General features: G+C 53.4%; 12 protein-coding genes. 7 read left to right on the forward strand and 5 right to left on the reverse strand.

Features of this window, described 5'->3' with window-relative positions:
* The first annotated feature begins 86 nt into the window (after window positions 1-86).
* The 3 genes from CQ011_RS12725 (at window position 87) to CQ011_RS12735 (ending at window position 2551) form a co-directional block, all read left to right on the forward strand.
* Entirely contained in the window at window positions 87-1169 is a 1083-nt protein-coding gene (locus CQ011_RS12725) for an App1 family protein phosphatidate phosphatase (protein ID WP_105678104.1), read from the forward strand.
* A complete protein-coding gene (locus CQ011_RS12730) occupies window positions 1169-1636 on the forward strand; it encodes an acyl-CoA thioesterase (RefSeq protein ID WP_105678105.1) in 468 nt (155 codons plus the stop codon). Before CQ011_RS12725 ends, CQ011_RS12730 begins: the two co-directional genes overlap by 1 nt.
* A gap of 63 nt (window positions 1637-1699) precedes the next feature.
* Window positions 1700-2551, forward strand: coding sequence for a siderophore-interacting protein (locus CQ011_RS12735; RefSeq protein ID WP_181148111.1), 852 nt, complete (start codon window positions 1700-1702; stop codon window positions 2549-2551).
* Window positions 2552-2862: 311 nt separating this feature from the next.
* Here the strand turns inward: CQ011_RS12735 and CQ011_RS12740 are convergent, their stop codons facing one another.
* Window positions 2863-3708: a DNA-3-methyladenine glycosylase family protein gene (locus CQ011_RS12740; RefSeq protein WP_105678106.1), complete on the reverse strand. Its 846-nt coding sequence runs from the start codon at window positions 3706-3708 to the stop codon at window positions 2863-2865.
* Window positions 3709-4305, reverse strand: coding sequence for a DNA-3-methyladenine glycosylase I (locus CQ011_RS12745; protein WP_105678107.1), 597 nt, complete (start codon window positions 4303-4305; stop codon window positions 3709-3711). It lies immediately after the preceding gene.
* Between the two features lie 82 nt (window positions 4306-4387).
* Between CQ011_RS12745 and CQ011_RS12750 the strand changes: the two genes are divergently transcribed.
* The 4 genes from CQ011_RS12750 (at window position 4388) to CQ011_RS12765 (ending at window position 9065) form a co-directional block, all read left to right on the forward strand.
* Window positions 4388-4759: an ArsR/SmtB family transcription factor gene (locus CQ011_RS12750; protein ID WP_105678108.1), complete on the forward strand. Its 372-nt coding sequence runs from the start codon at window positions 4388-4390 to the stop codon at window positions 4757-4759.
* Between the two features lie 2 nt (window positions 4760-4761).
* A complete protein-coding gene (locus CQ011_RS12755; RefSeq protein ID WP_105678109.1) occupies window positions 4762-5700 on the forward strand; it encodes a cation diffusion facilitator family transporter in 939 nt (312 codons plus the stop codon).
* A gap of 124 nt (window positions 5701-5824) precedes the next feature.
* Complete coding sequence (locus tag CQ011_RS12760; RefSeq protein ID WP_105678110.1) at window positions 5825-6574, forward strand: ABC transporter ATP-binding protein; 750 nt, start codon at window positions 5825-5827, stop codon at window positions 6572-6574.
* A gap of 4 nt (window positions 6575-6578) precedes the next feature.
* Window positions 6579-9065, forward strand: coding sequence for an ABC transporter permease (locus CQ011_RS12765; protein ID WP_105678111.1), 2487 nt, complete (start codon window positions 6579-6581; stop codon window positions 9063-9065).
* A 248-nt stretch (window positions 9066-9313) separates the two neighbouring features.
* Here the strand turns inward: CQ011_RS12765 and CQ011_RS12770 are convergent, their stop codons facing one another.
* The 3 genes from CQ011_RS12770 to CQ011_RS12780 are packed head-to-tail and all read right to left on the reverse strand — an operon-like array spanning window position 9314 to window position 14799.
* Window positions 9314-12646, reverse strand: coding sequence for an ATP-binding protein (locus CQ011_RS12770; RefSeq protein WP_105678112.1), 3333 nt, complete (start codon window positions 12644-12646; stop codon window positions 9314-9316).
* Window positions 12647-12649: 3 nt separating this feature from the next.
* Window positions 12650-13336: a DUF4194 domain-containing protein gene (locus CQ011_RS12775; RefSeq protein WP_105678113.1), complete on the reverse strand. Its 687-nt coding sequence runs from the start codon at window positions 13334-13336 to the stop codon at window positions 12650-12652.
* Window positions 13333-14799: a DUF3375 domain-containing protein gene (locus CQ011_RS12780; protein WP_353616174.1), complete on the reverse strand. Its 1467-nt coding sequence runs from the start codon at window positions 14797-14799 to the stop codon at window positions 13333-13335. The genes CQ011_RS12775 and CQ011_RS12780 overlap by 4 nt, the downstream gene beginning before the upstream one ends.
* Window positions 14800-14897: the final 98 nt, after the last annotated feature.

Consider the following 14897-nt stretch of genomic DNA (forward strand, 5'->3'; position numbering starts at 1 on the left):
TTCTACGTTATGTAGAAAAAGGCAAGAGGTATAGCGGCTTTTGTTTTGAGCCACATCGAAGCCGTTGAACGTGAAAGACTAGGAATATGAGCCATGCTGCAAATGATGGGGTCGCGCGCCACGTCGCGTCGCGAATTGAAGATCAGTTTCTGCAATTTCGGGCACGTCGTGCCATAGACAAGGGTCTAGACCCAGTAATCCTTCCCTATAACGGATATGGCTATGCCTCTAAAGACGGTGGGTGGGTGCGTGTCCTGGCGCGAGTCGTAATGGCTAAACCCGGCGCCTTTGAAGGCGGAAAGCATAAAGCCAAAGTTGTCGAAGATGGTATCCGTGGATTTCGAAACTTCACTTCCGCGGTTCTACCTTTCGGTAAGGTCACGGTATTAGCCGCCGGCCAGCACTTCGAAGTTCACGCAGATCGTGGTGGGGTACTCGACGTTAAGCTCGCGGTCGATTTGCCCGTTGGGTGGAATGATATTCAATTGATCGCGCACAATGGGCAATCGGCCACCGCGCAGGTTCTTGTGATCGACGAGAAACAGCGCTTTGGCATTATTAGCGATATTGACGACACCGTTGTGGTCACCGCGTTGCCCAGGCCTCTTCTCGCGGCATGGAATTCTTTTGTGCTTTCCGAACATGCCCGTGTTGCGACACCTGGCATGGCGGTAATGATGCAACGTGTACTGGCTGAGCATCCTACGAGTCCCACGATTTATCTGTCCACCGGTGCGTGGAATGTCGCGCAGACTTTAGAGAGATTCATATCGCGCAATCTGTACCCGAGGGGACCGTTGCTGCTAACGGACTGGGGACCCACAGATCGTGCGTGGTTCCGTAGCGGGATGCAACATAAGGTTGATCAGTTGCGTAGACTCGCCGAGGAATTTCCAAACATCGAGTGGATGCTCATCGGCGATGATGGGCAGCATGACCCGACAATCTATGCTGAGTTTGCGCGTCGCTATCCGGAGCACGTGCGTACCATCGTCATTCGTCAGCTGACTCCTTCAGAAGCAGTGCTTGCAGGTGGCCGTTCCACGGATCTGCGGCGCACCACACCTGGTATTCGCTGGACTTATGAACCAGATGGATCGCAAATTCTTGAACAGCTATCTGAGTACAAATTGATCAGTCCTGAAGAACGCATGCCGGAGGCGAACTGATGACCGGCGCAGTTTTACGTGTAGAGATACCCATGCGTTGGGGTGACATGGATGCATACGGTCATGTCAACAACGTCAATTTGATCAGGCTTATGGAGGAAGCGAGGATCGCTGGATTCGGGGTACCAGGGGGTACCGGTGCGCCGGGTGTTATGCCGAAGGTAAATATTTTTTCCGCGGTTCCCGAAGGTGTCCAGATTCTTGTAGTGGAGCATCGCGTGCGGTATTCCAAGCCCTTAGAATACCGAAATGTTCCAGTCAACGTGGACTTGTGGGTAGCTAATATCAAACCTGCAAGCTTCGATATCTGTTACGAATTTCGAGATCCGGTGAGCGATCATGTCTGTGTTAAAGCACTAACCACGCTTGCCTACTTCGATCCGGCGGTCGGTCGTGTGCAGCGTCTCAGTAGTGGCGAGCGTAGTTCGCTGGCCACGATGGAAGGCGTTTCGACATTTGTGCGGTAAACATTCGACGACTAATCAAATAGGATAGAACTATCTAGCCTTATTCGATGGGGGAGTGGTTTTGTGGCACGACCAGAAGATGGTCGCCCAGTGCGTCCACAGGTAGTTTTGCAGGTTGTTAAGCGTCAACAAATTTCCGATCATTTGGTGCGCCTCACCTTTGGCGGTCCTGGATATGAAAATTTTGTTGATAAGTCGGCAACCGACCGTTATATCAAGATACTTTTTGCGAAGCCAGAGCTTGGCTTAACGCCTCCCTATGACTTGGATGCGCTACGTGAACGCTTGCCGGGTGAAGACCTCCCGGTGCGAAGAACCTACACGGTACGCCGTTCGGACGCGGAATCACGCACCATAGAGGTGGACTTTGTAGTGCACGGAAGCGAGGGTTTGGCCGGACCCTGGGCTCGCGATGCCAAGATTGGCGACTCGGTCTGCTTCTCCGGGCCGGGCGGTATGTTCGCGCCGCAAAGTGACTTCGACTTCCACTTATTTGCTGGCGACGAAACTGCAATCCCCGCTATTGCGGCATCTCTTGAGGCCATGGAAGACGGCATGGTTGGGCAGGTGCTTATCGAAGTTGAGTATGCGGGGGATGAAATTGAACTCTCAGCACCAAGCGGCGTGGGAATTCGTTGGATTCACCGTGGCAGCGAGTTCACTCCGGAATCATCGATCTTAGAATCTGAAGTACGCCAGTTTCCGTGGCCTTCAGGGCGCGTGCAGGTGTTTGCGCACGGTGAGCGAGAAGTGGTGAAGGCCTTGCGTTCCTACTTTTATGATGAACGCGGCGTGGACAGGCGAGACATGTCGTTGTCGGCGTACTGGGCCTATGGTCGCGCCGAGGATGCTTTTCAAGCAGAAAAGCGATCGCCGGTCGGGCAGATTTTTGACGAGCCACGGGCCTCGAAATAAACGTATGATGCGACGTGTGGGATCAAGGACCTTGCTTCTTTAGGTGAGCCTAATTATACTTTTGATAAATTAGGCGACTGAACCATGGCCTAATCTGTTGGTTTTCAGGTAAGCTGAGATCAACGCCTTCTTCGTGTGTGGTCGAAGAAGGCGATCAAAATGCTTGCATCGGTTGTTTGGAATTACTAGCGCGGATTGCTCACCGTCGCGGTATCTAGTACACCGAAAAAGCGAAAAATGCGGTGCGACTGAAGCGCTCATTCAGACGAACCTAATGCTGAGACATGCCGATACGTTCCTCGCGGCATGTCTCAGTTTTTCTTCGTATCCAGGGCCCAAAGTAAAACGGTAGCTAGCGACCCGGCGCCATCGGGGATTTCGAGGGGATCTGTTTGCTTGACCCCTAGCGTGGCCAATGCCCGTTTTACCACTAGATCCGTCCGGAGAAAGATGGATTGTTGTCTCAGACCGCGCAACGCCACGTAATCACGGGTCCAAGGGCCAACGCCTTTCAGTGCCTGTAATGAGTCGAGAAAATCTTCCTGACTCTCGGCCAAATATTGCCCAGTGTGAACATACCAATGAGCAACACGTTGCACGGTTTGTGCGCGAGATAATGGGCACCGGATTATTTGTTGCAGCTCCTCGGCAGTATTTTGGGAGGTGCTCAGCGCATCAGGAAATACGTGAAGACCACACTCATGACGTTCTCCGAGCTCTTGGACATAACGAGTTGCCAAGGTACGGGCTGCGCTAGTGGATATTTGCTGACCCAGAATAGTAGTCATCAAGGCCTCAAAAAGATCTGGATAACCGATGAGCCGTAGGTTCGGGAATCGTTTCACCGCAGGCTTCAGCATGTCGAGCGTTTCCAGTTTCGCGTAGCCTTGCAGTTGGTCCTGAGGTAATCCCAACCAACTGTTGATAATATCTACAAGCTCACTTTGTAACCTCTGCGGGGTCTGAGTCTCAACGGTTACCTCGGTGGGGCTGAGCCATAGCTTCGTTGCGTAGTATTCACCGCCGAGGCGTAGCACCCGTTTGATGCTCGCCGCATGAAGATCCAAGATCTCTTGATTTGCCAACGAATGTACCTTGAGGACCGAGAGTGTCTGCGCGACATCCAGTACCCCTGACACTGGCAACGTGAAATTCATCTATTTCGTCCATATTCCAGAGGATCCGCGCCGATGCGAGCCGACTAGATGAGTGTCGACTATGCCCACTGCTTCCATGAGTGCGTACATGGTTGTGGGACCGACAAACTTAAAGCCATGCTTCTTTAGCGCGTTGGCCAATGCTTTTGACTCGATGCTTTGAGTCGGGGTTTCGGTATAGGTTCTCGGCTCGGGAGTGAACTCGGGTTTAAAAGACCAAATGAATGCGGACAGACCCCCAGAAGCGCGTAGATCGAGTGTTGCTTGGGCATTATTGATGGTGGCACGGATCTTAAGTTTATTTCGCACGATGCCAGGATCGCTCATGAGTCGCTGATAATCAGAGTCTGTAAAGCTGGCAACCAGTTGCGGGTTGAAGTCGCAAAAAGCGGCACGAAAATTTTCTCGTTTGGCCAGAATTGTCGACCAAGACAAACCTGACTGGAACCCTTCTAAGCAGAGGCGTTCGAAGAGTGCCTGTTCCTCGGTGACTGGCATGCCCCACTCGGAGTCGTAATAATCGCGGAGCATTGCATTGGTCGAAGCCCAAAGTGGGCGTGCGAGGCCATCTGTGCCAATGACTAGATCTTCACTCATCTTTTCATCATGCCACTTTCGGGCTGGCCGGGATGGCGTCATGAAGATCGCTAAAGTTGGCCTTCCACGCTATCATCGTTAGATGGCGATGATAATGTCGGTTGACGATGCAGTAGATCAGGTAACACAGCTTAAAAAAATGGCTGCGCTATTTCATGCGCTGGCCGACCCTACTCGGTTGCTCATCCTCGAGCACCTATTAACCGGTGAGCACAAAGTCAAAGAACTCACCGAACACCTGGGTCTGGCCCAAAGCACCGTCAGCGCACATTTAGCCTGTCTGCGAGAAATTGATTTAGTCTCCGTTCGAACTCAAGGCAGGGCCAGCCTTTATTCACGAACAGAAAGCCCGCAACTTTCATTAATTCTCGCCCAAGCGGTGGAGTTGGCAAGCGTCACCGGCAGTGAACATCATTGGCATGAAGAGCACCCGAATCAGCCAGAGGAGGTCTAACCATGGGACACGATCACGACCACGGTTCTGGACACGGGCATAACCATGACCACTCCACGGTGAACCGCACCAGACTCACCTGGGCTTTCGTCATTACCGCAACCATTCTGGTCGCCGAAGTGGTCGGCGCGTTGCTGACTAATTCGTTGGCGTTGCTAGTTGATGCGGCGCATATGTTGACTGACTCATTTGGGCTCTTGCTCGCCCTGACCGCGGCAAATCTTGTCTTGCGAAAACCTACTCTCAAACGCACTTGGGGGTTCCGGCGAGCCGAAGTGCTCTCCGCGACCGTGCAGTCTGCACTATTACTCGCTGTCGGAATCTACGCAGCGGTCGACGCGGTGCGCCGGCTCTTTATCCCGACGCAAGTGCACGCTGACGGGTTGCTCATCTTCGGCATCATCGGGTTGGTCGGAAACCTGATTGCCATGTGGATTATCTCTGGTGGACGCGAAGCTAATCTGAATATGCGTGCAGCGTTTCTTGAAGTACTCAATGATGCGTTGGGTTCGGTTGCAGTCATTATTGCCGCGTTAGTCATTCATTTCACTGGTTGGACGAGTGCCGACTCGGTCGCTGCGATAGTCATAGCAGCATTGATCGTGCCACGGGCGGTCAAACTACTGGGCGAGACCACACATATTTTGCTTGAATCCACTCCACGAGGGTTGGATCTGGAAGCTGTTCGAGCGCACTTGGAACAACAAGGCGGAGTGATCGCGGTCCATGATCTCCATGCAAGCCAGATTGCCTCAAACCTACCGGTACTGACCGCGCATATCGTTGCCGAAGACCGGATGTTTACCGCCGGCGCTACGGGCCAACTCTTACGCGATCTACAGCAATGCGTTGCCGACCATTTTGAGGTGAGTATTGAGCATTCAACTTTCCAAATTGAACCCAAAAGCCATCGAGACTCGTCGTATCACTCGCAATGCTAGCGTCGGTAACCCCTAGATATTGAGCTCAGACCACGCGTTCTCATCCCTGGGTATGATTTGCCTACCGAAGATACAGACCTTCCGGCCGATCCTGAATTGGCTAGGGGATTTATATAATTGAGGCATGACAACAGATACGCACCAAGTAACCGACTACGCAGTTCAAGCGCGAGGACTCACCAAAACCTACGGGCACGACAGCACACGAGTAGAAGCACTACGCGGAGTTGACGTGGCATTTGCTCGCTCTCGCTTTACTGCCATCATGGGACCCTCAGGCTCCGGTAAGTCGACCTTGATGCATTGTCTGGCAGGTTTGGACAACGCTGACGGTGGAGAAATCATCATTGGCGGCAAGAACCTCACCGAGCTAAACGATGATCAGTTAACCACTATGCGCCGTGAACAGATCGGCTTTGTTTTTCAGTCCTTCAACCTGGTTCCCACACTTAATGCCAAAGACAACATCCTGCTTCCGTTGTCTCTAGCCGGCAAAAAGCACGACCGCTCATGGTTCAATGTGGTTATCGATGCGCTGGGCTTACGAGACCGCCTCACGCACAAACCACATGAGCTTTCCGGCGGTCAGCAACAACGTGTAGCGGTGGCCCGTGCCCTCCTCACCCGCCCAGAGGTCGTCTTTGGCGATGAGCCCACAGGAAACCTGGATTCCCGTACCGGCGCAGAAGTGCTCTCCTTGATGCGCACCTCGACCCGTGAAATGGGACAAACCATCATTATGGTGACCCACGACCCGGCAGCAGCATCTTACGCCGACACCGTGTTGCTCATGAAGGACGGAACCCTTGTCGGTTCTCTAGAGAATCCCACCGTCTCCAGCGTCACCGAGGCACTCGCCTCCCTAGCGGAGTAGGACCATGCTTCAGGTAGCTTTAGCCAACATCAAAACTTATGCTCGGCGATATATCGCTGTGCTTCTCGCCGTCGCCATTGGTACCGCCTTCCTCGGCGCTACGCTCGCGGTAGATTCTTCCACTCGCGCAACACTTAAAAACAGCGTTGGCGACGCCTACAAAAACGCCGATTTAGTCGCCTCCATCGATTGGGAATTGACTCCTGCGGACGCTGAGACGACCAGCCTGACCATGGACGTGATTCGTGAGGTTCGTAAACTTCCGGATACCTCCGGGGTCTACGGCAACGGCTTCTTCGGCGCGGACCTCCATACCGGAGAAAACAGCTACAGCGTGATGATGCAGCCGATCTCTGCCGATCAAAAACTTTCTGGTATGACGATGCTTGAAGGCCGCGCTCCGCTGGGAGCGGAGGAAGTAGTTGTCGACGAGAAACATGCAGAACAAATGGGTGTCTCGATATCCGATACCGTTGCGGTCAACGCGATGGACGAGTCGAACAAGACGCGTGAACTGAAGGTGGTCGGGATCGTTGAGACCACCACCGACCCAATGTTTTCTTCCTATGCGCAACTAGCCATGGAGGAAAGCGCCTGGGAGCGACTAGCAGGCAAAGACTTTGGAATGAACCTGCTGATGATCGATTCAAAGGGGGACATCGCTCAGACGAAATCTACTATCGCACAGTATTTTAGTGACAAGGGCATGGCTGACGTGGTGGTCAATACCGCCGACGAGCAGGTGCTCAAAGATGTGGCGAGTATGACCGGTGGAACCGATCAGCTGACCATCATCCTTCTAGTCTTTGCTTTGGTGGCCTTGGTGGTCACCGGCCTAGTCGTCATGAATACATTCTCGGTAGTTATCGCTCAGCGCACCCGGGAGCTGGCACTGCTTCGTACTCTCGGCGCCAAACGTGCACAGATTCGAAAGTCGGTACTGATCGAGGCATTGCTGATCGGCATCATTGCTTCGGTAATCGGCATGGCGATGGCCATTGCTCTCATGGCTGGGTTGATCCAGCTATTGCGCAGCTTCGTGCCGGAAATGTCCTACGCTACTTTAGCCTTAGATGCACGCGGTATTATCGTTCCGCTCGTCGTCGCAATACTCATGACGGTGCTGGCAGCATGGGTTCCTGCGCGCCGCGCTATGGGTCTGGCGCCGCTCGCGGCCTTGCGGCCATTCGATGCGGCAAGCGTGAAGAACCGAGCGGGTCTAGTTCGAATAATCTTAGGGGCGTTGCTTACTTTGGCCGGGGCAGCACTATTGGGCTTCGGCGCCTACCAAGGCGACCTGCTCATCGCTTTTGCCGGTGGACTGCTTTCCTTCCCAGGCATCCTCATGCTGGCCTCACTGTTTGTCCCTGCCACGGTCTTCGGCGTGGGCAAGCTATTAGCTGGGCGTTCGGTAGCCGGAAGGCTAGCTTCGCTTAACGCAGTTCGAAACCCTGGAAGAACCACCGCGACTGCCACTGCACTGTTGATCGGAGTCACCCTGGTGTCGATGATTATGGTCGGCGGACAGAGTGCAAAAGCCACGCTCAACGGCAGCATTAGCGGTGAATACCCTATTGATTTGCAAGTACAGCAAGACACAAAAAACAGTGATGAGTTGGCAGCTAAGCTCAGCAGCGTCGAGGGCATTGAACACGCAGCTGCTTACCAAATGCGCACGGTCAATATCGATTTCCTCAACGGTTCGACGAGCGAAGAATACGCAATGATCGTTGATCCGCAGTCGTACTCAGCGGTGGTGCTTGATCAAAAGATCGTTCCGAAGGACGGCGAACTGCTGTCCACCTGGTGGCAGAACGAATCAAAATTTGCCAAAGTGAACGGCAACGAAGTGAAACTGAAAACTACCTCGGCCAGTTTCGTTGAAAATACCTTGACGGCAGCAACAGCAAAAAATCTGGGAATTTCAGACAAAGACGGAATGTCTGGAGTGGCGATTAAGGTAGATCCATCGCTGTCCAACACGGAAATTAGTACGCTGGTGGAAACCATTGCCGACGTCGCTAATGTCGAGAACTCTCGGGTCAGCGGCGGCGTCATGGAAAAGTTCATGTTCTCTCAGGTTATCGATGTATTGCTGATGATTGTTTCGGGGCTTCTGGCGGTAGCCGTACTTATCGCGTTGATTGGCGTAGCCAACACGCTGAGCCTTTCGGTACTCGAACGAACACGAGAGAACGCACTCCTTCGGGCACTGGGTCTGAAAAAGAAGCAGCTGCGTTCCATGCTTGCTACTGAGGCAGTACTCATCGGTGGAGTTGCTGCATTATTGGGATTGATCTTAGGCGCCATCTACGGCCTACTCGGTGCACACTCAGCGCTATCCAGTTTGGGAAGCATGCAGTATGAAATTCCGTGGGCTCAGCTGGCAGCAGTTCTAGCTGTGAGCTTGGTTGCGGCGTTACTTGCCTCGATTACCCCAGGGCGTCGAGCGGCGAAACTTTCCCCAGTAGAGGGGCTCGCCACCGAATAATAAATGTTCACCATCGGGGGCCGGATGAGTTGCAATGCAACTCGTTCGGCCCTCTGTCGATGGATAAGACTATTCGTGCAAACCGGTTACCATCACGGTGGAATAGTTCGAGGTTCGACTGGATGCAACTGATGATCTAGACCTCCGGGTTTCTCTGACTTCAAAGCGCCCAGGAGAGCATCAGACGTCGTCAGAGAAGACAAAGGAAGGCAACGCAAATAATGCGTTGCCTTCCTTTGCGCCTCAGACTAATTACGTAAGGTAATACTTGTCGCCATGGCGGGGGACCGTCCGGTGGTGACAAAACCCGAGATGTTAGAACCTGGATGCTTGATGATGTCGGTGATAGAACCCAGATGACGGCTCAAATCAATCTTGTCCTCTGGTGCCGCAAGCACCAGATGAAAACCGAATTCTTGCAAGGCTCGTATGCCGGCCGCGGCATATTCCGAGTTCGCCTGAATGAAGGCCTCATCAATCATTACCGTGCCGTAGGAAGTGAAACCAGCCGAGGCGAACCCCAACTGATAAGCCAGGGCAGCGCCCATAATGAAGGAAGTAAAGCGTTGCCCCTCGCCACCGGAAAGAGTGCCCGGTTCCAACCCTGTTTCGATTTCACCGTTCGGTTTGTGCTCGTTACAGCTAATCACCACATGTTGGCGAACGTCTAAGACTGTTGAACGCCATGCATTGAGTCCAGGGTCGCTCAGCGCGGAAACCAAAGATTCAAGAGCTTGGTAGGACTTCGCCAACGTGCTTTCTTCCTTCGTCGTGTAAGCATCATAGAGAGCCGCCTTCAATTCCTTACGGAACGTCCCTGCCTCGACAGGAATGGAGTTTTCAACCTCCAGACGCAGAATAGAACCGTGTTCGAAGGTGACGTCAGCAAGAATCTGATTCAACGGCTTGATACGCTCAGAAATCATCCGACGTTCCTCATCGAGCAACTGCAATAAATCGCTGAAACGTTCATAGGAACGATTCGCAAAGTATTCGCGGAACTGTGCCTCGTGGTGCGGTAACCCGTCCGCGACAATCTGCCCATGCAGGCTGGCGTAGTGTTCCGCCGCCTCCGGGCTCGTACCGTGTGTTTGAGCATGTGAAGTCCCAAATTCACGGGCAAACCGTTTAAAGGTTTCGCTCAATGCCCCGGCAACTTCATGACGCTGCGAGCTAAGGTCATTGAGCTGGCCGCCGAGCTGGATCTTGACCTCAGCGAAGGCTTCTGCGATGGCGTCTGCTGCTGGGCATTCACCTGCGGCAACTTGGCGCAGAATCGGGCCAAGGATTGCATGTTCGCGTAAGTGGCTAGGCACTGACTGGACCCAGTCACCGGTCGCTTCTGCGACATCAATTGAGGCGAGTAAGTGCTTGGCTCGGTCTATCTGAAGTTCCAAATCGCCCACCCGCGCACGGGCCAAAGCGAGATCGCCAACTAACTGATCCGACGTCGCCTTGGCACTTTCAATCTGTTGCCGGATCTTTGAAGAATCTCCTGAAAGTACTAGCGCATCACCGAGCTTCTGCTCGCTGCGGCGCAGTGCTTCTAAGGCCGGTGAAGCATCGAGCTGGGCGAAATTACGCTCGTCCGCCACGATAGCTGCCAAACTCTGGGACTTAGCGAGCACCTTATTTTTCGCCGCGGTCCGTTCATCCGCAGACTGCTGAGCCTTCTGGATTTTCTCCCGAAGGAAGACAGCTTTATTTTGGAGTTCTAAGATTTTGGATTCGTTAGTGAAACCGAGCAAGTAGTCCGAAGCCGGGAGATTGCGGGTATCTCGTTCAAAGCTACCTGTGCCGGTTTTTATCGTTCCTGCAGGAGTGATGGCTTTGGGATGGACATGCATTGCTGCATCATTCTTAACACAAACCAACGGGTAATCGGCGGTGATCTTGGCACGCAACCACCTACCGGCTTCACCGGAAGCAAAATCGAGCTTAGCTACTAGATCAGCTGGTCCAGCTTCGGTTTGCCGAGGCTGGACGGAAATATCAGCCCAACGAACTCGCCCCAACCCATCGAGCTCATCAATGGCGTGCGTGACTTGGTTCAGGAATTCGCCGGGAACTAAAATCGTCCGGGCCAACGACTGTAAGGCCTTTTCCGCAGCCAATCTCCAAATGGTGGAATCTGCCGCTACATCCATCAATTCGCCAGCGAACGGTAGCTGGTCTTCGCTCAGCGAACAGGCCGAAGCGATCGCGCGGCGGGCTGCCACCGAGCGATCATCGATGTTGGTGCCACGACGTTGATAGGAACGAATTTGTTCGTCTAGGGTCTCTGCTCGTTTACGCAGCGACATCAGCGAAGCCATAGCCTCGTATTCGACGGTTTGCGCGTCTTTGGTGATGGAGGCAAGCTGTTGCATGGTCCGAGTCGCGTTGGCGCGTAGGTCATCAAGTCCGGTGGCGCTGAATTCCAAATTCAGGCCTGCTTCAGCCACCTGCTCTTGAAGTGCGCGTAATGCAGACTCTTTCTCTGACAGCGCTTTACGGGCTGAATCGGCTTCGCGTTCCAAAAGCATGAGTGAGGCAGAACCAGTGGAGTCATGAGCAGCTTCAAGGGATCGCAGCTGGCCTTCGGTCTGGCTCTTTCGCTCCACGAGGTCTTGTTCTTGGTCCTTGAGCTGCGCCAATTCTTCCTGATGGCGCGACATATCGTTGCGCAATAGGTGGTGACGAACCTTAGTTTCAAGTTCCTGAATGTCATTGTGGAGCAGCTGCTCGGTTGCGCCAATACGCTCGGCCAAGGTGCGATAAGCCTTGTCCTGTGCTGGAACCTGCGCCAAGACATCGCGTTGTGCGCGTGCCGTATCCAACTGGCGGTAGATGCCGCGCAGGTGCGCGAAGTCTTCGACCGCTGCTGCAGCCGCTTTTAATGTGGTGGGTTCTTCTAATACTTCATGGCGGAAGAACTGGTTAACGCCTTTGGCCAAGCCCTTACCATTTTGCAAGGTCCGTAGTAGGGCAAAAGCCTTATCACTTTCAACGCCAAGACGACGGCGCACACGTTCGATAAAAGCCTTATGAGTGTCAAAGGCTTCGGTAGGTTCTAAAGCTTTAGATAACGAGGAGACGGTAAAACGTCGAGGACCGTGGTGTTCCAGTTCCGCAATATCTAGCGAGGACTCGGAAAGCAGGTAATGCTTGGACACCTGGTTTTCTAGACCAGCGTCAGGTAGATCGAAGACGGCACCAAGGCTCACGGTATTGCCTAACCCGTCCTCGTAACCCAACAAGATCGCGCTCCACGTGGCGCCGGGGCGTTGATAAACGGTACCCGAGCTGGTTTTGAACTTGCGTCCACGCATATAGGAGAAAGTTGTTCGACGGTCAGCACGCGCTGTCGCGTCGTTGGCTGACTCGTTGAGTTTTGGGGTTGCAAAAAATACGTGCCCCATGGCGTCAAACAAGGTGGATTTACCCACGCCTGGATGACCGGTCACCAGAGTTCCGGCTCTGTCGATGGCCAAATCGTGTAGGCCGTGAAAAGTGCCCCAGTTGACGATTTGAATCCGCGATAGTCGATGCTGTCCGGGATTAGTCGCTCCACCGAGCGGGAGCGTCATTTCAATACTCATGGATTACTCCTGCATCAGTTCGGTCGAGTCTAAGGACAGCTCATCTGAGCCCTCAGATAACAGATTTAGCGTCGATTCATTGGCATCAATAGCTGCAATGTATCGGGGAATATCTTCGATCCGTGTAATAGGAAGTGCCATTGCTAACGCAGGGGAAATGCGAAATTCGTCAGCCAGTTCGGTGCCGGTCAACAGACGTAAAGCGCTAAGGCGAGCTATCGCGGCATCGCAAGATTCAGCAAACCGCTTATCATCACGGTCTGAGGCGCTTCGGTGCTCGGTCAAAATTTCATGCATTGCATTGCGGGAAAGGACTGCGTCGCTGCCGGTACCCGAATGCTGTTCCAATAGCAGCCGAAGACGCAGTGCCAGCAGTGTTTCATCTCGTTTGAGCGCGCGACGTGGGGCGATCGGGGTGGTATGCACCTGATCGACCTGGGCAGGGGTAAGCATCGCGATTTTTCGATCCGTATCCAAAGTGACGCAGAGGAAAATTTCCGAAACATAGGCACTGACGACCTGTTGCTGGTCCAGTAACAACTGCCAGGCAGCCGGATCGACTGACCCATCCAGATACGGGCCACGCAATAGACGCACTAGCAACTGACGTAACTCTAAGGAGAAATTCCCGAGATCCCCGTCGAAGAGCGGATCGGTGATGGGTGCAGCGTACGAGCTGGTGCTGGTCATAGCGGCTCCTTGGTGAAGGTCAGGGCGGGAAGAATAGCGGTGCGTTCAGAACCATCAACCTGTCTGAAGGCGAGTGTCATCGTTTGCGTTTCACTCATTGATTCGCCATTTGTACGGCCAATCTCAATCAGGGCTCGCACAGTATTCAAATGGCGATGCGTCTCAGGCAGAACGTGGAACAACGTATCTAGTGGTACTTGTTCGTGCGGGCTAGCATCGAGTTGTTCGGTGACCGCTTCACGCAGGAATGACATATCTGCTTCAGGGGTGGCCGGGGTGCGTACGATATCGGAGACGCTGTATTGAGGTGCTGCAGCCAATGGCGGCGGCGCCACATGCTCGGAGGGATCAAATATTCCGAGTCCCGCGAGGGTCATGAATTGTGGAGCGAATAACTCCAGCGGGGCCAAACCACTTCGCGGTTTGAGCGTCACGGACTTCATGATTGCAGTCTCCGCGTTACGTACCGCGTGGCGTAGTAATTGTGCCTGTTGGTAATCCTCTGATTGCACGAAGGCATGCAAAGATTCGGAGAGTTTGCCGTAGGAGGTATGAACTTCGGCCGCTTGACGACGCAGTTCACGCAACAAATTAGTGAGAATCTGACGTTCCGGGGTGTCGAGGTCGTCAACAAAGTCGCGCTCAAGCACTTCGGAAAGCGCGGCACGGAACCGTTGCTGTGCATCCGGAGAATTAAGGAACTCGGTGAATCCGCGGAAAGTTTCGCCTTCGGAAGTAGAGCGAAGTTGCCGGTCGGCTTCCAGCACCTGACCGATGGCTACCCCCTTAGCGGTGGACGCATCCAAGATATCTTCACGTAAGGAGTAGAGCATCTCTTGGACACCGTCGCGCATACGACGGAAATCCGCCGGAAGGCTAGAAGCCAAATCAAGGACAGATCGTGTAGCCGAAAGGGCGGTGGCCCGAGACAACACCGCCGGGTCATCCCCGGTGCGCAACTCATCAATTTGTGCTTGTCGTAGGGCAATTTGCGATTCTAAAGCTCGGATTCGTGCTTGTGGATCTGGATCTGTTTCGTGTGCCAAGGATTCTAGCGACGACAACAACGTGTTCAGTCGCGAGGAGTTCAAATGTGAATCATCGGTAGAAAAGTCCGCCAAGAAGCGCAATGTTCTTAACGTCTGGGCACTTGGCTCATACACAAAACGCCCGTCAATCAAGGGTCGAGTCAAGATACCTTGTTTAACCCATGACTCCGCGAAATCTTGCGCAGAGTAGGTCTGTGGGATCTGCTCATCACTAGTACGAGCTAATTTCAAAAACGAGTCCAACGAAGCATGGAAAAGTTCCATAGCGACACGTGGCTTGTCTGCAGTAAATTCCGAGCGAACAAAGGCCACGGCCCAAGGCTGCGCGGTGAGAAGCCGATATGATGCCGAACTCTTGAACTGCTGGGACTGAAGCCACAAGCTATTCGCGCGATGCGAGGGCTGCATGTACATCCTTGATCTTTCGACGCCTAACCAACTAATTCTAAGCCATTGAGCGTGAAGGTTCATGTGAGAATTTCTGCATCAAAAATGTAATCAAGTTGTTGCGC

It is taken from the genome of Arthrobacter sp. MYb213 (assembly GCF_002979915.1).
Taxonomy (GTDB): Bacteria; Actinomycetota; Actinomycetes; order Actinomycetales; family Micrococcaceae; genus Glutamicibacter.